A 24,453-nucleotide genomic window follows, 5' to 3' on the forward strand; every position below is an offset into this window, starting at 1 on the left:
GAGCGCCGCACGGCGCTCTAGCGGAGCTGGCGTGCCAGTTCCGCATCGGGGAAGCAGGTGGCGATCTTGCCTTGTCTTTCTTGCCAATTCCCTATTGAACGCCGTGTCTTGAAGCCGGCCAGCCCATCGGCGCCGCCGACATCGTATCCCATTCCCTCCAGCGCCCGCTGCATGGCGGCAATCCCCGACCGGCCGATGCCGCTGACCGCGTGCCACTCCGCTTGGAAGGAAATGTCGCCATACATGATCCGGTCGCCGGCATGGCCGACAAAGAGGGCGTAGAGATCGCTCTCATTGTAATCCTTGAGCCGGTAGAAATTGGGCGTGACGATGAAGGCTGGGCCATAGCGGCCGGCCGGCATCATCAGATAGCCCTCGCCGCTCAACTCGTGGGCTGGAAAAGCCTTTCCGCCCACACGTCTGATACCCATGGCGGCCCAGTCTGCGATACGGCGGCCCTGATCGGGGCCTTCCAGCGCACAGGAGATCTCTTGCGGAACGACGACCTCGAAACCCCAGTCGCGCCCGCGCACCCAGCCGTGCTGGGCAAGGTAGTTGGCGATGGAGGCCAGGGTGTCGGCTTCCGAGTTCCAGATGTCGGCGCGCCCGTCGCCATCGCCGTCCACGGCGTATTTCAGGTAGGAGCTGGGCAGGAACTGCGGCTGGCCCATTGCTCCGGCCCAGGAGGAGCGCATGGCGCGTGGATCGATTCCGTGCTTTTCCGCCATCTCGAGCGCGGCCAGCACTTCCTCGCGGAACATGTCCTTGCGGGTCGACAGGAAGGCCTTCGTCGCCAGGACCTCGAACGCGTCGTGGGGGATATCGGCGCGACCGAAGCCGGACTCCCGCCCCCAGATCGCAAGGACGATGCCGCGCGGCACGCCGAAGCGCTGCTCGATGGCCGTCAGTACCGATGCCAGCCGTTGTGCGCGGCTGCGCCCGCCGGAGACAACGCCGCCCACATGTTGGAAATAGGCCGACGGCGCCCGGAATTCGGCCTGATGCTGCTGGCGTTGCGAAGATGCGCTCTGGCCCGGCAGGACGAGGTCGGGCAGCTTGAGATTGGGAGAGGTCGCGCCGAGCGCTTGGTTGAAGGTCGTCTGGGAGATGCCGCGCGCCTGGGCGGCCGGCCACAGGTCGCGTGCCAGCCAGCCGCGATACTGCTCCTCTATCGAGGCCGCGCGCGCGGCAATGACGGCGAGGAGAATGGCGGCCAGCGCCAGCACGATCTTTCCCATCATTCCTCTCAAGGCGTCGTCCTCTTGCTGCGGTCAGTCGAAAGCGGTGCGTGATTTCAATGCGGCGGCAAGCGTGCCTTCGTCGAGATAATCCAGTTCTCCCCCGACAGGCACGCCATGCGCAAGCCGGGTGACCTTGACGCCCATATCGGCCATCTGATCGGTGATGTAATGGGCCGTGGTCTGGCCTTCGACGGTGGCGTTGACGGCGAGGATGATCTCGGAAATGCCGCCCTCGGCCACGCGGCTCACCAGGCCGGAAATGTTGAGATCGTCAGGGCCTATGCCGTCCAGCGGCGAAAGCGTGCCGCCCAAAACGTGGTAGCGGACATTCATCGCCGCCGCCCGCTCCAGCGCCCACAAATCCGCCACGTCCTCGACCACGATCAAGGTGGCGGCATCGCGGCGCGGGTCGATGCAGATGGTGCAGGGATCGATCGTGTCGACATTGCCGCAGACGGAGCACACCCGGACCTTCTCCACCGCTTCGGCCATGGCGGCGGTCAGCGGCTCGAAGAGCTGCTCCTTCTTCTTGATGAGATGCAGCGCCGCCCGCCGGGCCGAGCGCGGCCCCAGCCCCGGCACCTTTGCCAGAAGCTGTATCAGTCGCTCAATCTCGGGGCCGGCGATGGATTTGGACATGGGATTTCGATTGGTTGAGGCGGCAGGAATAGGGCAGCAAGGCGGTAGGGCAGTAGGGAAACAGGGGTACTCCTGCCGCCGACTGCCTTCCTGCCCTATTCCCCTAATCCCTTAGAACGGCAGCTTCATTCCCGGCGGGATGGGCAGGCCGGCCGTCATCTCCTGGGATTTTTCCTGCATGGCCGCCTCGACCTTCGTCTTGGCGTCGTTGTGGGCGGCCAGGATGAGGTCTTCCAGGATTTCCACGTCGTCTTCCTTGAAGAGTGACGGGTCGATCTCCAGCTTCTTCATCTCGAATTTGCCGGTCAGCGTCACCTTCACGGCTCCGCCGACGGCCTGTCCGGTGACCTCCATCTGGGCCATCTCTTCCTGCATGGCCTGAAACTTGGCCTGCATTTCCTTCGCCTTGCCCATAAGACCCATCAGGTCGCGCATAGCCGTCTCCAGTTCCTGCTAGATTTCATTATCGTCGTCGTCCGTCTCGGGCGCGACCGGCAATTCGTCGTCGACCGCAACCGCGTCGGGTATGCGGATGTCGAGGATCCGCGCACCCGGAAACTTCTTCAGTATGGCCGCAACCGCGGGGTCTGCCTTCGCATCGGCAATGGCCGATTCACGCTTGCCCTGTTCGGTCTCGGCCAGTGTCGGCGAGCCGCCCTCGCGCGACAGCGAAACGACCCAGCGCCGGCCCGTCCACTCCATCAGGCGCGTGGTGAGGTCGTTCAAAAGCGTCTTCGGCGCATCCTCCGTCAGGTTTACCGCGAGCCTGCCCGGCTCGATCTGGACGAGCCGCACGCAATTCTTGAACTGCACCTTGAAGGCCATGTCGCGGCGTGCGTCGGCCAGATCGGCGATGTCGGCCAGCGAACCGAGCGGAACTTCCTCGATGGCGGGCTCGGCCACAGGCGTTGGGCCGGGCTCGGCCGGCGGCGCCACCGCCTCGGCCTGCACTAGCCTCATGGTCTGCCCGCCGCCCGAAGCCGACACGCGGCCTGTGGCAATCGCATGGGCGCCGCCGTTTCCGCCATGGGTGGCGGGCACGCCGCCCCCGTTTCCATGCGGCTGCGGCACGGGCCTGGGGGCCGCCCCGCTCTCCAGCGATTTCAGTGCTTCGTCGAGTGTCGGCAAATGCGCCGCATGGGCGATGCGGATGAGCACCATTTCGGCGGCTGCCACCGGCCGGTTGGAATGCTGTACTTCCTGAATGCCCTTGATGAGCATCTGCCAGGCGCGCGACAGGACCCGGACCGAAAGCTGCCCCGCGAAGGCCGCCCCGCGCGTGCGCTCGTCTTCGTTGAGCGACGCGTCGCCGGCCGCCTGCTCGACGAATTTGAGGCGGGTGACCAGATGGTTGAACTCGGCAAGGTCGGTCAGCACGGTGGCCGGATCGGCGCCCGCATCGTACTGCGCGCGGAATTCGCCGAGGGCGGCGGCCACGTCCCCCTTCATCAAGTGCTCGAACAGGTCGATCACGCGGGCGCGGTCGGCAAGGCCCAGCATGTCGCGCACGGTCTGCGCGGTGACCTGCGCCGCCGAATGCGCAATGGCCTGATCCAGGATGGAGAGCGAATCGCGCACCGAACCCTCGGCCGCGCGCGCGATCATCGCCAGAGCCGCGTCCTCGACGGTCACGCCTTCACGGGTGGCGATCTCGCGCAGATGAGCGGTCAGCACGCCGGCATCGACCCGGCGCAGGTCGAAACGCTGGCAGCGCGACAGAACGGTGATCGGAACCTTGCGGATCTCCGTGGTGGCGAAGATGAACTTCACATGCGGCGGCGGCTCTTCCAGCGTCTTCAGCAGGCCGTTGAAGGCCTGGTTGGAGAGCATGTGAACCTCATCGATGATGTAGACCTTGTAGCGGGCCGACACGGGCGCGTAGCGCACCTGCTCGATGATGTCGCGTATGTCGTCGATGCCCGTATGGGAGGCCGCGTCCATCTCGACCACGTCGACATGCCGGCCTTCCATGATGGCTTCGCAGTGCTCACCCGGCGCCTCCAGCGCGATGGTGGGCTGGTCGATCTCGGGGGTCTTGTAATTGAGCGCTCGCGCCAGGATGCGCGCCGTCGTCGTCTTGCCGACACCGCGCACGCCGGTCAGCATCCAGGCCTGCGCGATGCGCCCGGTGGCGAAGGCATTGGTCAGCGTGCGAACCATCGGCTCCTGGCCGATGAGGGCGGAAAAATCGCGCGGGCGGTATTTGCGCGCCAGAACGCGATAGGCGCCGGCCTTGCCCTTGTCCGTCTGTCCGGCGTCATCCATCAGATAGTCGCGCTCCCATGGTGTCCCGCAACGGCCAGTTTTCCTTGCCGTGCGGTCGCGCGTCAAGCGCTCATCCGGGCAAGAGGCAAAGGCAAGCGGATGAAGGGTAAGGTGGGAGGCTGGCACGGTGACCCGTGCCTGGCTCGTTAGGGCTGCTTCCTTCCGGACCTGACCCGGTTGGCGAGTGGCGCGTCCACCACCAACCTCCCAGGTCCCATATCGTCAATCGCGACGGCAAATGCAAGTGCGTCGGAACGCTCTCCGAAAATCGATTCCGATTTCCAGGCCGATGCTGTAGCCTGCCCGGAAAGAGGAAACGATATGTTGCCCGGCAAGAAAAAGGGTTTCGAGCTCGATCCGCGGCTGGAGAGCGAGAGCAAGCAGGTCATGTGGCTCGGCCTTTGCGAGCTGCGTATCCGCGATGACCGCCGCTGGCCGTGGCTCTTGCTCATTCCGCAGCGACCGGGCATCGAGGAGATCCATGACCTGACGCCGCTCGATCAGGCGATGCTGAGCTTCGAGACCAACATGGTTTCACAGGCGCTGAAGGATATGACCGGCTGCACCAAGATCAACTGTGCCGCGCTTGGCAACATTGTGCGGCAGCTCCACGTGCATATCATTGCCCGCCATGAGAATGATGCCGGCTGGCCCGGCCCGGTCTGGGGCTATGGCGAGCGCGAACCCTACCGCAGGGAAGACCTTCACCAGCTGGCCGAGAACATCAAGCGCAAGCTGTGACGCTTCGATCAATGAAAGCACGAGGACGGAATGGACACGAGCGTGAAGCCGCGCGCCGGTGACGCGGCTCTGGATGCGATCGCATTCACGGGCAACATCATCGACCCCCAATCCGAGAACCGCGCCGACGACGCGGCCGCAAGGGCGCTGGGGGAGCCGGAAGCCCGTCTCATGCTGATACGGGACGGGCGGCTTTGCCTGAAGATGCAGGAGAAGGGATTCGGCGCCTATTTCACGGCCGGGGATGCGACGGCTCTCAGGGCCATGCTTGCGGAGGCGGTGCTGCTGGGGCGTACGCCCGAAGTTCCCGTGCTGGCCGCGCCTTTCAATCTCGACCCGGAAGCGCTGCCGGCCGATATCAAGGCTATCGACCTCCGGTCCATCTATGTGCAGGGCCTGCTGGACCCCGCGACACTGGGCGCGCTCGCCCAAGGCGCGGCACTTCTCGCTTGGAACGCCAATCACCGGTTCTGCGGGAAGTGCGGCCGGGAAACCGAGATGCGGGCCGGCGGCTACCGCCGACACTGCACGGATTGCGAACGCGATCACTTTCCACGGACGGACCCGGTGGCCATCATGCTGGCAGTGCGTGGCGAAAAATGCCTTCTTGGCCGCAGCCCGCATTTCGCGCCCGGCATTTATTCCTGCCTGGCCGGCTTCATCGAGCCGGGCGAAACCATCGAACAGGCGGTGCGGCGCGAAACCTTCGAGGAATCGGGGGTGAAGGTGGGAAAGGTGACCTATCTGGCCAGCCAGCCCTGGCCCTTTCCCTATTCGCTGATGATCGGCTGCGTGGGCGAGGCGGAAACCGAGAAGGTCGATGCCGACATGGCCGAACTGGAGGATTGCCGCTGGTTCCCGCGCGAGGAAGTGCGATCGATGCTGGCGGGCGCCCACTCCGATGGGCTGGGCGTTCCCCCGCGCGGCGCGATCGCCCGGCACATCATTGCATCCTGGGCGGAGGACGGCTGAGCCCCGCTGCTGTTCGCCTCATTCACCAGAGCGCGCCTGGACGCGCTTACTCCTCGTCTTCGCTCTGGCTGGCGCGAAGGGGATGCGCCTCGTAGACGCCGAGAATCCTTACCTCGCGCGAGAAGAAGCGCAGCTCCTCAAGGGCCAGCGCGAGGTTGCGATCCTCCGGATGGCCTTCCACATCGGCATAAAAGAGCGTGGAGAAGAACTTGCCGCCGAGCTGGTAGCTTTCCAGCTTGGTCATGTTGACGCCGTTGGTGGCGAAACCGCCCATCGCCTTGTAAAGCGCGGCAGGCAGGTTGCGCACCCGGAAGATGAAGGTCGTCACCATCGCTTGTTCGTCGCTTTTGCGCGACGCCCATGCCTTCTCCTTGGACAGGACGACGAAACGGGTGACGTTGTTGTTGGTGTCCTCGACATTCTCGGCAACGATATCAAGCCCGTAGAGATCCGCGGCCAGGCGTGGAGCGAGTGCGGCGCTGGTCCGCTCTTGTTCTTCGGCCACCTGCTTGGCTGCGCCGGCGGTATCGCCGGCGACCATCGGTTTCCAGCGGTGCTTGCGGATGATCTTGCGGCACTGGCCCAGCGCATGGATGTGGCTGTGGACGGTGTTGATCTCGGATAGGTCCACGCCCGGCAGCACCATGAGCTGGAAATGGATCGGCAGGAAATATTCGCCGACGATGTGCAACCTGGATTCGGGCAAAAGGTAATGGATGTCGGCCACCCGGCCGGCAATGGTGTTCTCGATCGGGATCATGGCAAGGTCGGCCTTGCCGTTCTCAACGGCGGCGAAAGCATCCTCGAATGTGGGGCAGGGCAGCGGCTCCATGCCGGGAAACATATCCCGGCAGGCCGTGTCGGAGTTGGCGCCGGGCTCTCCCTGAAATGCTATCCTGTTGGTCTTTCTTGCCGCCATAATCTCAAACCTGCCTGTCTTTCAGAATGTCGCGTGCCCGCTCGAGGTCTTCCGGCGTGTCGACGCCGAGCGGCAGCGAATCCACCAGCCCCACATCGATCCGCATCCCCGCCTCCAGCGCCCGCAGCTGCTCCAGCCGCTCGCGCAGTTCCAGCGGCGAGGGCGGCAGCGCCACGAAACGCTCGAGCGCGGCGCGGCGATAGGCGTAGATGCCGATGTGGTGGTAGAGCGGCCCCTCGCCCCACGGCGCGGTGGCGCGGGTAAAATAAAGCGCGCGCAGCCGCTTCAGGTCGCCGCCGCCCTTCGGCGTGCCGATGATCTTGACGACGCTTGGATTGGTCTTCTCAGCCTCGTCGCGGATTTCCACGCCCAGGGTGCCGATATCTGTCTCCGGCGCTTCCAGAAGCTTGGCGGCGGCAATGATGTCTGCAGCCGGGATATTCGGTAGGTCGCCCTGCAGATTTATGACGAGCTCGGCCTCGCCGTTCGGATCCACGCGGTTCAGCGCTTCGAAGATGCGGTCGGACCCGGACTGATGGTCGCTGCGCGTCATCACCGCTTCCACGCCATCGGCCTCGGCTGCCGCCGCGATCTCGCGCGTATCGGTGGCGACGACGACGCGGCCAAGGCCGGCCTCTCTTGCCCGGTCGGCCACGTGCAGGATCATCGCTTTGCCGGCGATATCGGCCAACGGCTTGCCGGGCAGGCGGGTGGAAGCCATGCGCGCTGGAATAAGGACAATCGCTTTCATGAAAGAACCGGGGTTGAAAGTGGCAAAAGGTCTCAGCGGAAACAGCCTTATATGTGTTGCATGCGCGAAGCAAAAGACCTAGTTTCCGCGCGATTTTACCGGCATCGGCCGAACGCGGGGGACACGAGAGCGGCACTTTAAGGCAACCGCCTCGCCGCGGCGTCCGGAAAAGGGAGCCTCAGGGCGAATGGACTCGTTCGAAATTAATAAGATCATCGGCGCGCTTCTTGGCGTGGTATTTATCATATTCTCGGTCAGCATTGTTTCGGATGCGCTCTTCCATGTCGAAGCGCCCGAAACGCCCGGCTATGCCGTAGAGGTGCCTGAAAACGGCGGAGGCGCGCCCCAGGAAGAGGTCGCCCCCGAATCGGTCCTGCCGCTGCTCACCTCGGCCGACCCGGCCGCCGGCGAGAACATTTTCAAGCGCTGTCAGGCCTGCCATACGGTGGAAGAGGGCGGCGCCAACAAGGTCGGACCCAATCTTTGGGACATCGTCGGTCGCCCGGTGGCAAGCCATGAAGGCTTCAGCTACTCGGCCGCCTTGCAGGAATACGCGCAGGGGGGCGAGGTCGTCTGGGATTATGAGAATCTCGATGCCTTCCTCGCCAGCCCCAAGGGCCTGGTTCCTGGAACGGCCATGGCCTTTGCCGGCCTGAAGAACGTTGAGGACCGCGCCGATATCATCGCCTATCTGCGCACATTGTCGGACGACCCCGCGCCGTTGCCGGAAGCCGGCGGCGAGGGTGCCGGCGAGGAAGGCGACGCAGCCGCCGGCGACGAGGATGCAGCGGCCGAGCCACCGGCTGCCGACGCAGAGCCCGCTGCCGATGCAGAGCAAACGCCCGAGGCCTCGCCCGCCGAGGCTGAAGGCGACGCCGTCCAGGAAGAAGGGACTTCCGGAAACGAGAACGCGCCCGCTGACGCGGCGCCCACTGAGGCGCCGTCCAATGAAGCCGAACCGGCCACGCCGGCGCAATAAGCTTCTCTTCCATGGAGAGCATCATGAAAAAGCCGGGTTGTCCCGGCTTTTTTTGTGCCCTACGCCAGTGTGAAGCAGGTGACATTGCCTTGGCCGGCTTATCGTCTACTTTCTGTTGGCAAGACACTCGAAGGGAGGCGCTTCATGAACATTATCTGCGAGCAGGGCAGACACCTTGCCCTCGTGGCTGCCGCCGCCGCTGCGACGATATTTGCCATACCCCTTGCCGGCGCCCAGGAGCCGGAATGGCGCACGACGACCTCGCTCATCGATGAAGCCGCCGAGACGCAGCCTTTCGAGGGCTACGACTATGTGAACCCCGACGCCCCCAAGGGCGGGACGCTGAATTCGGCGGTCACCGGCACGTTCGACAGCTTCAATCCCTTCGTGGTGCGCGGGACGCCGGCGGCGGGATTGACGACTTTCGGCGGTCTCCTGTGGGACACGTTGATGCAGCAGTCGCTCGCGGAGCCGAGCACAAGCTACCCGCTCATTGCCGAGGCGTTCAAATATCCTGATGATTTCTCCTCGGCCACCTACCGCATCAACCCGCAGGCGCGCTGGCACGATGGCGAGCCCATCACGGCGGAAGATGTGGTCTGGTCGCTGGAGCAGCTCAAGGAGCAGAGCCCCATGCACAACCGCTACTTCGCCAGCGTGAAGGAGGCGGTGGCGCTGTCAGAGCACGAAGTCCAGTTCACGTTTGACCAGTCGGGAAACCGCGAATTGCCGCACATCATGGGCGACCTGCCCGTATTGCCCAAGCACTGGTTCGAGGGTGTCGACGCCGAGGGCAACAAGCGCAGCTTCGCTGATCCGACGCTCGAGCCGCCATTGGGCAGCGGCCCCTACAAGATCCAAAGCTTCGATCCCGGCTCGAAAATCGCCTGGGAGCGGGTGGAGGACTATTGGGCCGCGGACCTGCCCGTGAATCGCGGACGCTACAATTTCGACCGCCGGGTCTATACCTATTTTCAAGATGAGAATGCAGCATGGCTTGCCTTCACAAAAGGCGGTCTCGAGGACATCCAGATCGAAAACAGCTCGCGGCGATGGGTGACGGGATACGACTTCCCCGCCGTCCAGGCCGGCGACGTCATCAAGCGCGAGTTCGTCGACGGCGGCGTCCAGCGCATGCAGGCTCACGTGTTCAACCTGCGCAAACCGCGCTTCCAGGACAGGCGCGTGCGGGAGGCCCTGACGCTCGCCTACAATTTCGAGCAGTTGAACCGGACCCAGTTCTTCGGCCAGAACACACGGACCACAAGCTATTTCCACGGCAGCGAGCTCGCTGCCACGGGCCTGCCGGAGGGACGTGAACTGGAGATCCTGCAGCAGTTCCGTGACCAGTTGCCGCAGGAAGTCTTTACGGAAGAGTTCGAATTGCCTGTCTATTCCAGCCCGGAATTGGAACGCCACTATCTTCGCGACGCGGTCCACTTGTTCGAGGCCGCCGGGTGGGTCATCCGAGACGGGCGCATGGTGAACGCGGATACCGGCCAGCCGTTCCGGATTGAGTTCCTTGGCCGGGGACCGACCGACGAGATCATCTTCGGCAGCTATATCGACGCGCTGCGGAAGATCGGCATCGACGCTTCGCTGCGCATCATCGATACTTCGCAATATATAAGCAGGGTCAGCGCCTTCGACTTCGACGCGGTGACGGGCCTGTTCCCGCAATCGCTGTCGCCCGGCAATGAGCAGCGGGAGTTTTGGGGTTCGCAGGCGGCCGAACTGGAAGGGTCCCGAAACCTGGCCGGCATAAGCGATCCGGTCGTCGATGCTTTGATCGAAGAAATCATCTACGCCGAGAATCGGGACGATCTCGTCGCCGCTACCCGGGCGCTCGATCGGGTTCTTTTGTGGAACTATTTCATGGTGCCGCAATACCATCGTCCGGTCACGTGGGTGGCCTATTGGAACAAGTTCGGCATCCCCGAAGACCAACCCGAATATGCCAGCGTCGACATCGAGTCCTGGTGGATCGACCCGGAACGCGAGGATGCCCTTGCACGAAAATACAGAAGCCAGCAATAATCTGATTTTTAAGGGATTTTTGTAATGGCTAATAACGGAATTACCCGCCGCGACGTATTGGCCGGTCTGGGTGCTGCCGCCTTGTCGCAGTTCCTGCCGACGTCTGCCTGGTCCGCGGTCCCGACCGCAAAACCTCTGCACGGGCTCTCTACCTTCGGCGAACTGAAATACGGCCCGGACTTCACCCATTTCGACTACGCCAATCCGGATGCGCCGAAGGGCGGTACCTGCAATTTCGCGCCCGGCTACTGGTACTTCAACCAGAATGTGCTGACCTTCAACACGCTGAACAGCTTCGTGCGAACGGGCGACGCGCCGCCACGCATGGAATACTGCTTCGACACGCTGATGGCCTGGGCATGGGACGAGCCGGATGCCCGCTACGGGCTTCTGGCGGAAAGCGTGACATTGTCCGAAGACCGCAACACGCTGACGTTCAAGCTGCGGCCGGAGGCGCGCTTCCATGACGGCTCGCCCGTAACGGCCGAGGATGTGGCCTACAGCTACAACCTCATGAAGGAAAAGGGCCACCCGCAACTCTCTCTGATGCTGACGGAGATGACCGAAGCGGTGGCGCAGGATGTGATGACCTTTCGTCTGACATTCTCCGGCAACCAGTCGGTCGGCACCACGCTCAGCGCCATTTCCGACATTCAGGTACTGTCGAGAGCATCCGTCGAGGAGCATGGCTTCGACAGCTCCAAGATTCATCCCCTTCTGGGTTCCGGCCCCTACAAGGTGGGCCGGGTCTCCGCCGGCCGCTACATCGAATACGACCGGGTGGAGGACTACTGGGCGCGCGACCTGCCGGTGCAGCGCGGCCTAAATCATTTCGACACGATCCGCATCGATTTCTATCGCGACCGGAACGCCGGATTCGAGGCGTTCAAAAAGGGTGACATATTCTTCCGGGAGGAGTTCACCGCGCGCAGCTGGGCCACTCAATATGACTTTCCCGCCGCGCAAGAGGGCAAGGTCGTCAAGCGCGAAATTCCCTTGCCCAAGGCTCCAAGATATCAGGCATGGGCGATCAACCAGCGGCGCGAACGGTTCCGCGACCGGCGCGTAAGGCAGGCGATCGAGCTCTGCTTCGACTTCGAATGGACCCGGCGCAATATTTTCTACGACGCGTATGAGCGCGCGGATTCGATGTTCGAGAATTCTCCCTATAAGGCTGAAGGCCTGCCGTCGAAGGAAGTTCTGGCGCTCCTGGAAAGCCTGCCGGGCAACGTGCCGGAGGAAGCTTTCGGCGAGGCGGTGAAATCGCCGGTCGCCGACGGCTCCGGCAAGGACCGTCAGGCGCTGCGCAGAGCGCGCCAGCTCATGATGGAGGCCGGCTGGAAGCTCGACGGCCAGCTCCTGAGGAACGAAAAGGGCGAGGCGTTCACGCTGGAGTTTCTTGACCGCGATGTCATCTGGCAGCGCATCCTGTCTCCTTTCATCGAGAACCTGCGATCCATCGGTATTGATGCCTCCCTGCGGATCGTTGATCCGGCGCAGTATCAGGCGAGGGTCGTCAGCTACGATTTCGATCTGGTATCCCGGGCGCTACGGTTCGAACCGACGCCGACGAAGTCCTCGCTGGAGCAGCATTTCCATTCCTCTGTCAGCAATGTCGAGGGCAGCTATAATCTGCCGGGAGCCACCGATCCGTCCCTGGATGCGTTGGTGGAAGCAGTTGGCAGGGCGCAAAGCCGGGAAGAATTGACCATTGCGATGCGCGCGCTCGACCGCGTCGTCCGCGCACGGCGCGACTGGATTCCGACATGGGGATCCAACACCAGCCGCATCGCCTATTGGGATATGTTCGGCTATAGCGAACTGGTACCCGACTATTTTTTCGCGGTCGAGGTGCTGTGGTGGCACGACGCGGACAGGGCGCAGGCGATTGGCAAGGCATGACGGATCTATGAATACGGCCGACGACAAGCACTTCGCTTCACGACGTCTTGGCGGAGCCGCCTGCTGATGGGCGCCTACATCCTTCGACGCCTGCTGCTGATGATTCCCACATTGCTCGGCATCATGGCGATATCCTTCATCGTCGTTCAGTTCGCGCCGGGCGGTCCGGTCGAGCAGGTGATCGCCCAGGTGACCGGCCAGGCCGGAGGCGCGGATGCGCGCATCTCGGGCGGGGGCTCCGATTTCGGCGGCGGCCAGGAATTCGAGGCCGCCGGCGGCGGCTCTTCGAAATACCGGGGCGCGCAGGGGCTGGATCCGGAATTCATCGCCCAGCTCGAAAAGCAGTTCGGCTTCGACAAGCCGGCACATGAGCGCTTTTTCCTGATGCTGTGGAACTATGCCCGCTTCGATTTCGGCGAAAGCTATTTCCGCGACATCTCGGTGGTGGACCTGATCCTGGAGAAGATGCCGGTCTCCATCTCGCTCGGCCTCTGGATCACGCTGATCTCCTACAGCATCTCAATCCCGCTCGGCATCCGCAAGGCGGTGAAGGACGGTTCGCCCTTCGACGTGTGGACCAGCGGCGTCGTCATCATCGCCTATGCCGTTCCGGGCTTCCTGTTCGCCATCCTTCTCATGGTGTTTTTCGCCGGAGGCTCGTTTTTCGACTGGTTCCCGCTGCGCGGCCTGACGTCGGACAATTGGGAGCAACTCTCCTGGCCGGCGCGCATCGTCGACTATTTCTGGCATCTGACATTGCCGCTGACGGCCATGGTGCTTTCGGCCTTCGCCACGACGACGCTGCTTACCAAGAACTCGTTTCTGGACGAGATCCGCAAGCAATATGTCATCACCGCCCGCGCCAAGGGGCTGTCGGAACGGCAGGTGCTTTATGGCCATGTGTTCCGCAACGCGATGCTGATCATCATCGCCGGCTTTCCCGGCGCCTTCATCTCGTCCTTCTTCACAGGCGCCTTGCTGATCGAGAGCATTTTCTCGCTGGATGGCCTCGGCCTGCTCGGCTTCCGCTCGGTGATCGACCGCGATTATCCTGTCGTCTTCGCCAACCTCTATATTTTCTCGCTGATAGGCCTTTTCATCAGCCTGCTTTCCGACCTCACCTACACGCTCATCGATCCGCGCATCGATTTTGAGCGGAGGGACGTGTAGATGTCGGAGTTCCAGAGCGAGGCGGAGGTCCAGCGCGTTCTCCAGCGCCCGCGCCGGCCATGGCTTTCGCCGATCAACCAGCGCCGCTGGCAGAACTTCAAGGCGAACCGCCGCGGCTACTGGTCCCTGTGGATTTTCCTCGTCCTTTTCATCCTGTCGCTGTTCGCCGAGTTTCTTGCCAATGACAAACCGGTGCTCGCCTCCTACAAGGGCGAGGTTCTGTTTCCGGTCTTGGTGGATTATCCGGAGGAAAAATTCGGCGGGTTCCTGGCCGTCACCGACTACCGCGATCCTTTCATCCAGGACGAGATCGAGGCCAATGGCTGGATGATTTGGCCGCCCATCCGCTATTCCTACCGCACGGTGAACAGCGAGATCCCGCAGGCAGCGCCGGCAAAGCCTTCGTGGATGTATGAGAAGGAAGTGCGCTGCCAGCGCTACGCTCAAGGGGCGGACGATCCACGCTGCACCATGGGCAACTGGAACTGGCTCGGCACGGACGACCAGGCCCGGGATGTGCTGGCGCGGGTCATATACGGGTTCCGCATATCGGTCCTGTTCGGGCTGATCCTGACCGCGGCTTCGGCGCTGATCGGCGTGTCGGCCGGCGCCGTTCAGGGCTATTTCGGCGGTTGGACCGATCTCCTGTTCCAGCGCTTCATCGAGATATGGTCGTCGATACCCGTGCTTTACCTTATCCTGATCATCGCAGCCGTCCTGCCGCCGGGCTTCTGGATCCTGCTCGGGATCATGCTGCTGTTTTCCTGGGTCGCCTTCGTCGGTGTGGTGCGTGCCGAATTTCTGCGCGCCCGCAACTTCGAATATGTGAGCGCTGCGCGGGCGTTGGGCGTGCCTAACCGCACCATCATGTTCCGCCATCTTCTGCCCAATGCCATGGTGGCGACATTGACCTTCCTGCCCTTCATCCTCAACGGCTCGATCACGACGCTGACATCGCTCGATTTCCTGGGCTTCGGCCTGCCGCCAGGCTCGCCCTCGCTGGGCGAGCTCCTGCGTCAGGGCCAGCGCAACCTCAACGCGCCCTGGCTCGGCATCACCGGCTTCCTGAGCCTTTCCATCATGCTGTCGCTGCTGATCTTCATCGGCGAGGCAGTGCGCGACGCATTCGACCCCCGGAAGACGTTCAAATGAACGGACCGCTCCTTTCCATCCGCGATCTCTCTGTTTCCTTCACTCAAGGTCAGCAGGAGACGTTGGCCGTGGATCGCATCTCGTTCGACATCGGGCGCGGCGAGACCGTGGCGCTGGTGGGCGAATCGGGATCGGGAAAATCCGTGACGGCGCTGTCGGTTCTCAAGCTTCTGCCCTACCCGGCCGCCAGCCACCCTTCCGGTCAGATAATCTATGGCGGCAAGGATTTGCTGTCGGCGAGCGAGAACGAGTTGCGCAAGGCGCGCGGCAACGAGATCAGCATGATCTTCCAGGAGCCGATGACCTCGCTCAATCCGCTGCACAACATTGAAAAGCAGATCGGCGAGGTGCTGAAGCTGCACCGCGGCATGAGCGATCAAGCCGCCCGGGCACGCACGCTGGAACTGATGGATCAGGTCGGCATCCGCGACGCCGAAGCGCGGCTTGCCTCATTCCCGCACCAGCTCTCGGGCGGGCAACGTCAGCGCGTGATGATTGCCATGGCGCTCGCCAACGAGCCAAGCCTCCTGATCGCCGACGAGCCCACCACCGCGCTCGATGTGACCGTTCAGGCGCAGATTCTCGAGCTTCTGGCCCGGTTGCGCCGGGAAAACGACATGTCGATGCTTTTCATCACCCATGATCTGGGCATCGTGCGCAAGGTGGCCGATCGGGTTTGCGTCATGACCGGCGGCAAGATCGTGGAAACCGGTCCGACCGCGGAGATATTCGACAATCCGCAGCACGAATACACGCGTCATCTCCTGGCGGCCGAACCGAAGGGCGAGCCCCCGGCTGCCGACCTTTCGGCGGAGAAGGTGATCGAAGGCTCCGATATCAGGGTCTGGTTCCCGGTAAAGAAGGGTTTCCTGCGCCGGACGGTGGACCACATCAAGGGGGTGGACGGCGTCGATGTCACGGTTCGCGCGGGGCAGACTCTGGGCGTCGTGGGCGAATCGGGATCGGGCAAGACGACGCTGGGGCTGGCGCTGTCGCGGATGATTTCGTCACAGGGGGAAATCCGTTACGCGGGTGCGCGCATCGACGCGCATTCGTTCCGCCAGATGCGGCCGCTGCGCCGCGAGATGCAGATCGTCTTCCAGGACCCGTTCGGCTCCCTCAGTCCGCGCATGTCGGTCGCCGAGATCATCCAGGAAGGGCTCAGGATACACGAGCCGGGCCTTTCGGACGACGAGCGGGACGCCATGGTGGTGGACGTGCTCCGGGAGGTCGATTTGAGCCCGGAAAGCCGATTCCGTTACCCGCACGAGTTTTCCGGCGGCCAGCGCCAGCGCATCGCCATTGCCCGCGCAATGGTGCTGAAGCCGAAATTCGTGATGCTGGACGAGCCGACATCGGCGCTGGACATGAGCGTGCAGGCGCAGGTGGTGGATCTCCTGCGCAACCTGCAGAAGCGGCACAATCTGGCCTATCTCTTCATCAGCCATGATCTGAAGGTGGTGAAGGCTCTCGCCAATGAGGTGATGGTCATGCGCGCCGGCAAAGTCGTGGAGGCAGGCACCTCCGAACAGATATTCACCTCCCCCAGGACCGACTATACCCGCGCCCTGATCGCGGCTGCCTTCGACATCGAGGCGGTGCCGGGCGGCGTGGTGAGCGAATAGGACTGCCCGTTTCTTCGCCGCTTCCTGGTCTTCCCGCCGCCCTCACCATGCGGCGCGGTAGATCGCCAGTGCGTCCGCCTCGCTCACCTCGCGCGGATTGTTCACCAACAGCCGTGTCTGCTTCATCGCGTCCGCAGCCATCTTCGCCAGATGCTCCTCGCCGATACCGACCTCCCGCAGGCGGGTCTGCATGCCCAGCCTTTTGCAAAGCGCGGCAAGCTCTTCGATGAAGGCTGCACATATCGCCTGGCTGCCCTCGCCGCGGTCGAGGCGCGGAAACGCGTCACAGGCGATCTCGGCATAGATGTGCGCGGCCTCCGGCGCGTTGAAGCGCAGGACATGGGGCAGCACCAGCGCGTTGGAAAGCCCGTGCGGCACATGGAACGTCCCGCCGATGGGATAGGCAAGCGCATGGACGGCGGCGACCGGCGAATTGGCGAAGGCCTGCCCGGCCAGCATCGAACCGAGCAGCATGGCGCTGCGCGCCGCCATGCTTTTGCCGTCGGCAACGGCCGTCTCGATGTTCCCGCCCAGCAATTGCAGCGCCTGCCGTGCGAGCGTCTTGGAAATCGGGTTGTTGTTGGCGGATTTGGAGGCATATGCCTCGATGGCGTGCACCATGGCGTCGACCCCGGTGGCCGCCGTGATGGCCGGAGGCAGGCCAATGGTCAATTCCGGGTCCAGCACCGCGATGTCCGGCAGGTTGAGCGGGCTGGAGACGCCGCGCTTTTCCCCCTCGCTAACGGTGATGATGGAAACGGGCGTCACCTCCGATCCGGTGCCGGCGGTGGTGGGCACCAGCACCAGCGGCAGACGCGGCCCCTTTGCATTGCCCACGCCCCAGGCCTCGTCAAGGTCCTCGCCCGATCCCACCAGCAGCGCAGCCAGTTTGGCGACGTCGAGCGACGAGCCGCCGCCGAAGCCGAGCACGCCGGTGGCTCCGCACCGCTGCCCCGTTTCGACGGCCCTCATCAGCGTGGCCAGTGAAGGATCGGCCTCGACCTGATCGAAGATCGTCACCTCCAGGCCCGCTCGCCGCAGGGCCCCGATCGTGGGATCGCAGAGGCCGAGCCGGCGCAGCCCCGGGTCCGTGACGAAAAGCACGGTCTGTCCAAGCCTTTTTGCCGCGATTTCATCCAGCCGGCGGCTCACCCCACTTTCAAAGACGATGGCGGGTGGCGTATGAAACACGAAGGGAGAAGTGAGATTGTTCATTTCCGAAAATTGACAACTGCCAATGCATTTGTCGAGAGTGCATATGCCGGCCGGTTGGCAGCGGCGAAGGCCCATGATACGGATTTGACCAAACGATAAAAAATGGGGAAGTGAGCCCGCGTATGGCGGAAGCTGCAATCGAAATCGCCGGCATCAACAAGCGCTTCGGCGCAGTGCATGCGAACCGGGACATCGATCTGAAGATCGAAGCCGGCACAATACATGGCATCATCGGTGAGAACGGGGCCGGCAAGTCGACCCTGATGTCGATCATATATGGCTTCTACCAGGCAGATAGCGGTGAAATCCGCGTCGGCGGCAAGACGGTCCAGATTCAGTCCTCCAGCGATGCGATCGCGCTCGGCATCGGCATGGTGCATCAGCATTTCATGCTCGTGCACAATTTTTCCGTTCTGGAGAATGTCATACTGGGCGCCGAGAGCGCGCCGCTTCTGGGCACGTCCATCGTCAGGGCCCGCGGCGAACTGGAGCGGCTGGAACGCGATTACGGGCTGGAAGTCGATCCGGACGCCATCGTCGAGGAATTGCCGGTGGGGCTGCAGCAGCGGGTGGAAATCCTCAAGGCGCTCTATAGGGGCGCCGACATCCTCATACTCGACGAGCCTACCGGCGTCCTGACGCCCCCGGAGGCCGACCATCTCTTCCGTATCCTGCGCCAGCTCAAGAACGAGGGAAAAACCATCGTCCTTATCACGCACAAGCTGCGCGAGATCATGGCCGTCACCGACAATGTATCGGTAATGCGTCAGGGCGCGATGGTGGCCACGCGCAAGACCGCCGAAACCACCGTGGAAGAGCTGGCCGAACTGATGGTGGGCCGTCGCGTGCTGTTGCGGGTGGAAAAAGGCGAGGCCAAGCCAGGCGAACTCCTGCTGTCGGTGCAAGGTCTGACGGTCCGGGATTCGCGCGGCGTCACCATGGTCGACAACGTCTCCTTCGACGTGCGGGCAGGCGAGATCGTCGGCATCGCAGGCGTTGCCGGCAACGGCCAGTCGCAACTCCTCGAGACCATTACCGGCATTCGCAAGGCGGTATCCGGCACCGTGACATTGGACGGCGCGCCCGTCGACTTGACCGGCGAGGCGGATCCCGCCGATCTGCGCCGGCGCGGCATGGCCCATGTGCCTGAGGATCGGCATTACATGGGGCTGGTGCTTCCGTTCGAGGAAAGCGAGAACGCCATCCTCGGCTATCACGGGCAGGAGAAGTATCTCAAAGGGCCCTTCCTGGACGTCGAGGCCATACGCGCGGACGCGCGTGACAAGATCGAGAAATATGACATCCGTCCCAGGGACTGCCGCCTGAAGACGGCCAATTTTTCCGGCGGGAACCAGCAGAAGATCGTGCTTGCGCGCGAGCTGGAGCAAGATCCGAAGGTCCTGATCGTGGGCCAGCCGACACGCGGCGTGGATGTCGGGGCGATCGAGTTCATCCACAAGCGCCTGATCGACATGCGCGACCAGGGCAAGGCGGTGCTGCTCGTTTCCGTCGAGCTCGACGAGATCCGCTCGCTTTCCGACCGCATCCTCGTGATGTTCGCCGGCCGCATCGTCGGCGAGCGCGATCCTGACGCGAGCGAGGGCGAATTGGGCCTGCTGATGGCCGGCGTCGAAGAGAAGGAAGCCGCCGAATGAGCGCGCCCTATGCGAAGCTGCCGGCCTGGGCCGATTATGGGCTGATCCCCCTCATCAACCTGGCTGTCGCGTTCTTTGTGGCTGGGCTGGTGGTGCTGCTGGTCGGCGAGAACCCTTTGCGCGCGGCGGTCATCCTGGTCGACGGCGCCCTGGGGCGCGGGCAGGGCATTGCCTATACGCTCTATTATGCGACGAGCTTCATCTTCACGGGGCTTGCCGTGGCGGTCGCCTTCCACTGCAGTCTGTTCAATATCGGCGGCGAAGGGCAGGCCTATGTGGGCGGGCTGGGCGTGGCGCTCGTCGCGCTGACATTCGACCAGATATTGCCCTGGTGGCTGACCTTTCCGCTGGCGATCATGGGCGCCGCGGCCTTCGGTGCGGCCTGGGCCTTCATTCCCGCCTACCTCCAGGCCAAGCGCGGCTCCCATGTCGTGATCACCACGATAATGTTCAATTTCATTGCCGCCAGCCTTATGGTCTATCTCCTGGTCAACGTGCTCAAGCCTGCCACCAGCCAGGCGCCGCAAACGCGCACCTTCCTCGAAGGCGCTCAGCTGCCCAAGCTCAACTGGATGCTGGAGGCGCTGGGCCTTACGGTGCGGTCGGCGCCTTTCAACCTGACCTTTCTGCTGGCCCTGGTGGCGGCATTCCTGGTCTGGGTTCTGATCTGGCGCACCAAGCTCGGCTATGAGATACGCATGCGCGGACACAGCCCCAGGGCGGCCCGCTATGCGGGCGTGAGCGAGACACGCATCATCATCGTCACCATGCTCGTTTCCGGCGGGCTGGCGGGTATGATGGCGCTCAACCCGATCATGGGCGACCAGTATCGCCTGCATGTCGATTTCGTCACCGGAGCGGGTTTTGTCGGCATTGCCGTGGCGCTGATGGGACGCTCCCACCCCGCCGGCATCGTGCCCGCGGCGATCCTGTTCGGCATGCTCTACCAGGGCGGCGCCGAGCTTGCCTTCGAGATGCCCAGCATCTCGCGCGACATGATCGTCATCATCCAAGGGCTGGTGATCATGTTCGCCGGCGCGCTCGAGCATATGTTCCGGCCGAGCCTCCAAACCCTGTTCGCCAGCTTCAGCCCGCGCTCCGTAGGTGCGCAATCCAGCGAAGAGGGCCGCGCCTGATGGAAGCATTCGATACGCTCATCGCCGTTCTCGATTCGACGGTGCGTCTTTCCGTGCCTCTGCTTTTCGCCGCTCTGGCGGGGCTCTATTCCGAGCGCTCCGGTGTCTTCGACATTGGGCTGGAGGGTAAGATGCTGGCCGGGGCGTTTGCGGCGGGGGCTGCGGCAGCGGTCGCCGGCTCGGCGTGGGTCGGGCTCGCGGCGGCCGTCGTCGTCTCCGTCTTCTTCGCGCTGGCCCATGGTTTTGCCTCGATCACCCATCGCGGCAACCAGATCGTGTCGGGCGTCGCCATCAATTTCATTGCCGCCGGCTCCACCATCATTCTCGGCCAGGCTTGGTTCAGCCAGGGCGGGCGCACGCCGCTTGTCGGCCCGGAAGGGCGCTTCAATGCGCTCCATCTGCCCTTTGCCGATGCGGTGCGCGATGTTCCGATCCTGGGGCCGATCTATTCCGAGCTCCTGTCGGGTCATTCCCTGCTGGTCTATATCGCCTTCCTGCTGGTGCCGTTCACCTGGTGGGCTCTGTTTCGCACGCGGTTCGGCCTGCGGCTCCGCGCGGTCGGCGAAAATCCGGCAGCGGTCGACACCGCCGGCATTTCCGTCGCCTGGCTGCGCTATCGCGCGGTGATCTGCACCGGTATCCTGACCGGCTTTGCGGGAACCTACCTGGCGCTGGCGCAGAATGCGGGTTTCGTGAAGGACATGACCGCCGGCCGCGGCTTTATCGCGCTGGCCGCGCTCATCTTCGCCAAGTGGAAGCCGGTGCCGGTGATGTTCGCCTGCCTGCTGTTCGGCTTCCTCGACGCCTTCGCCATTCGCATCCAGGGAACGCCGCTGCCGATTATCGGCCGCGTCCCGGTGCAGCTCATGCAGGCGCTTCCCTATATTCTGACGGTGATCCTGCTGGCAGGCTTCATCGGCAGGGCCATTCCGCCACGTGCGGGCGGCGTGCCCTATGTGAAGGAGCGTTGAGATGGGGTCGGACGAGCTTTTCCAGGCGGCAAGGGCGGCGATGGCCAAGGCCTATGTGCCTTACTCGCGCTTTCCAGTGGGGGCCGCCCTCGCAACTGACAGCGGTGCCGTGCATGCCGGCTGCAACGTCGAGAATGCCTCTTACCCCGAAGGCTGGTGCGCCGAAACCACGGCGCTCGGCCACATGGTGATGGCCGGCGGCGGCAGAATTGCCGAGATTGCCGTGGTGGCTGAGAAGATGGACCGCATCATGCCCTGCGGCGGATGCCGCCAGCGCCTCGCCGAATTCGTGGCGGATGACGCGCTGCTGCACCTTTGCGATGCCCGTGGCGTAGTCGAGACCGTACCTTTCTCGGCAATATTCCCGCGCGGTTTCGATCTGGAGCAGAACCGTTGAAGGAGGCCGTGGATCGCCTGACGGAACGTCTCGGGGGGCTCGTGCCGCGCACAGCGCTGGTGCTTGGCTCCGGGCTCGGCGGCCTGGTGGAAGAAGTCACGGACCCGATCCGCATTCCCTATGCCGATCTGCCCGGCTTTCCCCAAAGCGGCGTGACCGGCCATGCCGGCGAGATCGTTGCCGGCAGGTTCTCGGGGCAACCGGTGCTCATGCTGGCCGGGCGGGCGCACTATTACGAGCACGGCGACGCGGCGGCGATGCGGCCGGCGATCGAGGTGCTGTGGGGCCTCGGCATACGGCAGTTGATCCTTACGAACGCCGCCGGCTCGATGCACGCGGAGATGCCACCCGGTTCCGTCATGCTGATCGAGGACCACATCAACTTCTCCGGCACAAACCCGCTGATCGGCGAGACCGGCGAGCGCCGCTTCGTCGGCATGAGCGAAGCCTATGACCGCGACCTTCGCGACGCGCTGGAAAAGGCGGCGGCAAGCGCCGGTGTGACCCTGCACAAGGGCGTCTATATGTGGTTTTCCGGCCCCACCTTCGAGACGCCGGCGGAAATCCGCATGGCGCGAATAATGGGCGCGGATGCGGTGGGTATGTCCACCGTGCCCGAGGTCATCTTCGCCCGCTATCTCGGGCTTAAAGTGGCTGCCTGCTCGGTGATCACCAATTTGGGGGCCGGCATGGCGGCTGGAGAATTGTCGCACCAGGAGACGAAGGATATGGCTCCGCTCGGCGGCGCGAGGCTCGCTGCCGCGCTAAGGGCCTATTTTCATGCCGCTGGCGCGGGCGGATAGCGGAAGGCGTTGGCCATGCTCCCCCAGGAAATCATCCGCCGGAAGCGCGACCGCGCCGAGCTTGCACCCGAGGAGATCGCCGACTTCGCCGCCGGCCTTGCCACCGGTTCGTGGACTGAGGGCCAGGTGGCGGCGCTGGCGATGGCGATCTGCCTCAACGGGATGAGCCGCGGGGAAGCCGTGGCGCTGACGATCGCCATGCGCGATTCCGGCGACGTGCTGGACTGGCGGTTTCTCGACGGGCCGTTGACGGACAAGCACTCCACCGGGGGTGTGGGCGACAATGTCTCGCTGATGCTGGCGCCGATCGTCGCCGCCTGCGGCGCCTATGTGCCGATGATCTCCGGGAGAGGCCTGGGGCATACGGGCGGCACGCTCGACAAGATGGATTCCATCCCCGGCTATCAAAGCCAGCCGGGCCTTGATGCGTTCCGGCACACGGTGAGGAAAGCCGGCTGTGCCATCATCGGCCAGACGGGCGATCTTGCGCCGGCCGACCGGCGCTTTTACGCGGTGCGCGATGTCACTGGCACGGTCGAATCGGTTCCGCTCATCACCGCTTCCATCCTGTCGAAGAAGCTGGCTGCCGGGCTTCAGTCGCTCGTCCTCGACGTGAAATGCGGCAACGGCGCCTTCATGGCGAGCATGGCCGAGGCCCGCCAGCTGGCCGAAAGCCTCGTGGCCGTGGCCAACGGGGCAGGCCTTTCCGCCACCGCGCTCATCACCGACATGAACGAGCCGCTGGCTTCGGCCGCCGGCAATGCGGTGGAGGTTTTGAACGCCGTCGACTTCCTCACCGGCCGCTCGCGCGACCAGCGGCTGGAGCAGGTGGTGCTTGCGCTGGCCGCCCAGATGCTGCTTTCGTCCGGTCGCGCTGCGACCGCGCAGGAGGCCTCCGATCTGTCCCACGATGCACTGTCCGGTGGACGTGCGGCGGAAATCTTCGGCAAGATGGTTGCGGAATTGGGTGGCCCGGCGGATTTCGTGGAGAATGCGCGAAGCTATCTCCCGGTTGCGCCGGTGCAACATCGGGTGGTCGCTGACAGAGCCGGTTTTGTCTCCATGGTCGACGCCCGAGCGCTGGGCGTTGCGGTGATCGAACTTGGCGGTGGGCGGCGGAAGCCGGAAGATCTGGTCGACCACGCGGTGGGCCTGACCGGGCTGGTTCCCGTCGGAGCGGAGGTCGAGGCTGGCCGGGAGCTGGCTATCGTCCATGCCCGATCCAGCAGCCATGCCGCATTGGCCGATCGAGCCGTAAAGGCGGCCTACGGGATATCCGACAAGCGCCCCCGCCGAGTATCGCCTGTGCGCGGCAAGGTCTCCGCGCCCAACGCTTGATGCGGACGCTTCCCGCGTTCCGGCCCGCTACAGGTCCACTTTCCTGTTTTCGCCGATTTCCGGCTTGGCGCTGGTAAAGGCGGCCGCGGCCATTTTGACATAGGAGATCGCGGTGCCTGGGCTGTCCCAGTACTGCGCGTCGTGCGGCGAAACCTCGAGAACACGGATGTTGGGATCGTCCGGGCTGTCCCACCAGGCCTTCGCCGGCGTCGACCAGAGCTCATGGATACGCTCGCGGTCGTTGGATAGCCTGGCAACGCCGGAAATGGACAGGTACTTCTGGCTCGAAGTATCGGCGAAAGCCAGCGCCACATGCGGATCGCGGGCGATCTCTTCGTCCTTGTGGCTCGCCACATCCGTCAAAAAGTAGATCAGGTCCGTCCGGCGGTCGAAATATGCCGCCATTGGGCGGGTCCGGATTTCCGTTCCATCGCGGCTGGCCAGCATGCAGATGCCGATATCCTCGACCAGTTCCCATACGCGTTGCACGTCGTCATTGCTCATCGGAAAGCTCCATGTGCGTTTCCCGGAGCAACAATCTGCGC

The 24,453-nt window shown here is 63.7% G+C and carries 22 protein-coding genes and 1 other RNA gene; 14 read left to right on the forward strand and 9 right to left on the reverse strand.

Annotated features, from left to right (window positions below):
- Positions 1-17 precede the first annotated feature (17 nt).
- The 5 genes from NTH_RS10860 to ffs all read right to left on the reverse strand — a co-directional run bounded on the left by NTH_RS10860 (position 18) and on the right by ffs (position 4,353).
- Positions 18-1,241: a lytic murein transglycosylase gene (locus tag NTH_RS10860; protein ID WP_422392435.1), complete on the reverse strand. Its 1,224-nt coding sequence runs from the start codon at positions 1,239-1,241 to the stop codon at positions 18-20.
- A 30-nt stretch (positions 1,242-1,271) separates the two neighbouring features.
- On the reverse strand, positions 1,272-1,880 hold the full coding sequence (gene recR, locus NTH_RS10865) for a recombination mediator RecR (RefSeq protein WP_338530035.1): 609 nt from the start codon (positions 1,878-1,880) through the stop codon (positions 1,272-1,274).
- 111 nt (positions 1,881-1,991) lie between these two features.
- On the reverse strand, positions 1,992-2,315 hold the full coding sequence (locus tag NTH_RS10870; RefSeq protein ID WP_265516140.1) for a YbaB/EbfC family nucleoid-associated protein: 324 nt from the start codon (positions 2,313-2,315) through the stop codon (positions 1,992-1,994).
- Between the two features lie 18 nt (positions 2,316-2,333).
- Positions 2,334-4,145 (reverse strand): DNA polymerase III subunit gamma/tau, encoded by a 1,812-nt coding sequence (locus tag NTH_RS10875; protein ID WP_338530036.1) that lies wholly within the window; start codon positions 4,143-4,145, stop codon positions 2,334-2,336.
- A gap of 111 nt (positions 4,146-4,256) precedes the next feature.
- An RNA gene (gene ffs, locus NTH_RS10880) (signal recognition particle sRNA small type) lies at positions 4,257-4,353 on the reverse strand.
- Positions 4,354-4,466: 113 nt separating this feature from the next.
- Between ffs and NTH_RS10885 the strand changes: the two genes are divergently transcribed.
- Together NTH_RS10885 and nudC are read left to right on the forward strand one after the other, a co-directional pair.
- Positions 4,467-4,886 (forward strand): HIT domain-containing protein, encoded by a 420-nt coding sequence (locus tag NTH_RS10885; protein WP_338530037.1) that lies wholly within the window; start codon positions 4,467-4,469, stop codon positions 4,884-4,886.
- A 30-nt stretch (positions 4,887-4,916) separates the two neighbouring features.
- Positions 4,917-5,858 (forward strand): NAD(+) diphosphatase, encoded by a 942-nt coding sequence (nudC, locus tag NTH_RS10890; RefSeq protein WP_338530038.1) that lies wholly within the window; start codon positions 4,917-4,919, stop codon positions 5,856-5,858.
- Positions 5,859-5,904: 46 nt separating this feature from the next.
- Here nudC and NTH_RS10895 read toward each other — a convergent pair whose 3' ends face one another.
- Positions 5,905-6,777: a prephenate dehydratase gene (locus NTH_RS10895; protein ID WP_338530039.1), complete on the reverse strand. Its 873-nt coding sequence runs from the start codon at positions 6,775-6,777 to the stop codon at positions 5,905-5,907.
- 4 nt (positions 6,778-6,781) lie between these two features.
- Positions 6,782-7,528 (reverse strand): 3-deoxy-manno-octulosonate cytidylyltransferase, encoded by a 747-nt coding sequence (locus NTH_RS10900; RefSeq protein WP_338530040.1) that lies wholly within the window; start codon positions 7,526-7,528, stop codon positions 6,782-6,784.
- Positions 7,529-7,715: 187 nt separating this feature from the next.
- Here NTH_RS10900 and NTH_RS10905 point away from each other — a divergent pair, with 187 nt between their 5' ends.
- From NTH_RS10905 to NTH_RS10930, 6 genes are all read left to right on the forward strand, one after another.
- Entirely contained in the window at positions 7,716-8,507 is a 792-nt protein-coding gene (locus NTH_RS10905) for a c-type cytochrome (RefSeq protein WP_338530041.1), read from the forward strand.
- A 144-nt stretch (positions 8,508-8,651) separates the two neighbouring features.
- Positions 8,652-10,544 carry an extracellular solute-binding protein gene (locus NTH_RS10910; protein ID WP_338530042.1) on the forward strand — a complete coding sequence of 631 codons (1,893 nt, stop codon included), beginning with the start codon at positions 8,652-8,654 and terminating at the stop codon, positions 10,542-10,544.
- 24 nt (positions 10,545-10,568) lie between these two features.
- Positions 10,569-12,446, forward strand: a complete 1,878-nt coding sequence (locus NTH_RS10915) for an extracellular solute-binding protein (protein ID WP_338530043.1) — start codon at positions 10,569-10,571, stop codon at positions 12,444-12,446.
- A 66-nt stretch (positions 12,447-12,512) separates the two neighbouring features.
- A complete protein-coding gene (locus NTH_RS10920) occupies positions 12,513-13,616 on the forward strand; it encodes a microcin C ABC transporter permease YejB (protein WP_338530044.1) in 1,104 nt (367 codons plus the stop codon).
- Positions 13,617-14,768 carry an ABC transporter permease gene (locus NTH_RS10925; protein ID WP_338530045.1) on the forward strand — a complete coding sequence of 384 codons (1,152 nt, stop codon included), beginning with the start codon at positions 13,617-13,619 and terminating at the stop codon, positions 14,766-14,768.
- Positions 14,765-16,393 (forward strand): ABC transporter ATP-binding protein, encoded by a 1,629-nt coding sequence (locus NTH_RS10930; protein ID WP_338530046.1) that lies wholly within the window; start codon positions 14,765-14,767, stop codon positions 16,391-16,393. The genes NTH_RS10925 and NTH_RS10930 overlap by 4 nt, the downstream gene beginning before the upstream one ends.
- Positions 16,394-16,435: 42 nt before the next feature.
- Here NTH_RS10930 and NTH_RS10935 read toward each other — a convergent pair whose 3' ends face one another.
- The gene (locus NTH_RS10935) at positions 16,436-17,608 is read right to left on the reverse strand and encodes an iron-containing alcohol dehydrogenase (RefSeq protein WP_338530047.1); all 1,173 of its coding nucleotides are present in this window, start codon (positions 17,606-17,608) and stop codon (positions 16,436-16,438) included.
- A 122-nt stretch (positions 17,609-17,730) separates the two neighbouring features.
- Between NTH_RS10935 and NTH_RS10940 the strand changes: the two genes are divergently transcribed.
- Genes NTH_RS10940 through deoA form a run of 6 tightly spaced genes read left to right on the forward strand, consistent with a single transcriptional unit; the run spans position 17,731 to position 23,908 of the window.
- Entirely contained in the window at positions 17,731-19,263 is a 1,533-nt protein-coding gene (locus tag NTH_RS10940; protein ID WP_338530048.1) for an ABC transporter ATP-binding protein, read from the forward strand.
- The gene (locus tag NTH_RS10945; RefSeq protein ID WP_338530049.1) at positions 19,260-20,399 is read left to right on the forward strand and encodes an ABC transporter permease; all 1,140 of its coding nucleotides are present in this window, start codon (positions 19,260-19,262) and stop codon (positions 20,397-20,399) included. Before NTH_RS10940 ends, NTH_RS10945 begins: the two co-directional genes overlap by 4 nt.
- Positions 20,399-21,370, forward strand: a complete 972-nt coding sequence (locus NTH_RS10950) for an ABC transporter permease (protein ID WP_338530050.1) — start codon at positions 20,399-20,401, stop codon at positions 21,368-21,370. The genes NTH_RS10945 and NTH_RS10950 overlap by 1 nt, the downstream gene beginning before the upstream one ends.
- 1 nt (position 21,371) lies before the next feature.
- A complete protein-coding gene (locus tag NTH_RS10955; protein WP_338530051.1) occupies positions 21,372-21,767 on the forward strand; it encodes a cytidine deaminase in 396 nt (131 codons plus the stop codon).
- Positions 21,764-22,570, forward strand: a complete 807-nt coding sequence (locus tag NTH_RS10960; protein ID WP_338530052.1) for a purine-nucleoside phosphorylase — start codon at positions 21,764-21,766, stop codon at positions 22,568-22,570. The genes NTH_RS10955 and NTH_RS10960 overlap by 4 nt, the downstream gene beginning before the upstream one ends.
- Before the next feature lie 15 nt (positions 22,571-22,585).
- Positions 22,586-23,908, forward strand: a complete 1,323-nt coding sequence (deoA, locus tag NTH_RS10965; RefSeq protein WP_338530053.1) for a thymidine phosphorylase — start codon at positions 22,586-22,588, stop codon at positions 23,906-23,908.
- 27 nt (positions 23,909-23,935) lie between these two features.
- Here deoA and NTH_RS10970 read toward each other — a convergent pair whose 3' ends face one another.
- Positions 23,936-24,412: a pyridoxamine 5'-phosphate oxidase family protein gene (locus NTH_RS10970; RefSeq protein ID WP_338530054.1), complete on the reverse strand. Its 477-nt coding sequence runs from the start codon at positions 24,410-24,412 to the stop codon at positions 23,936-23,938.
- Between the last annotated feature and the right edge of the window lie 41 nt (positions 24,413-24,453).

The sequence above is a fragment of the Nitratireductor thuwali genome (assembly GCF_036621415.1).
In the GTDB taxonomy this organism is placed as follows: Bacteria; Pseudomonadota; Alphaproteobacteria; order Rhizobiales; family Rhizobiaceae; genus Chelativorans; species Chelativorans thuwali.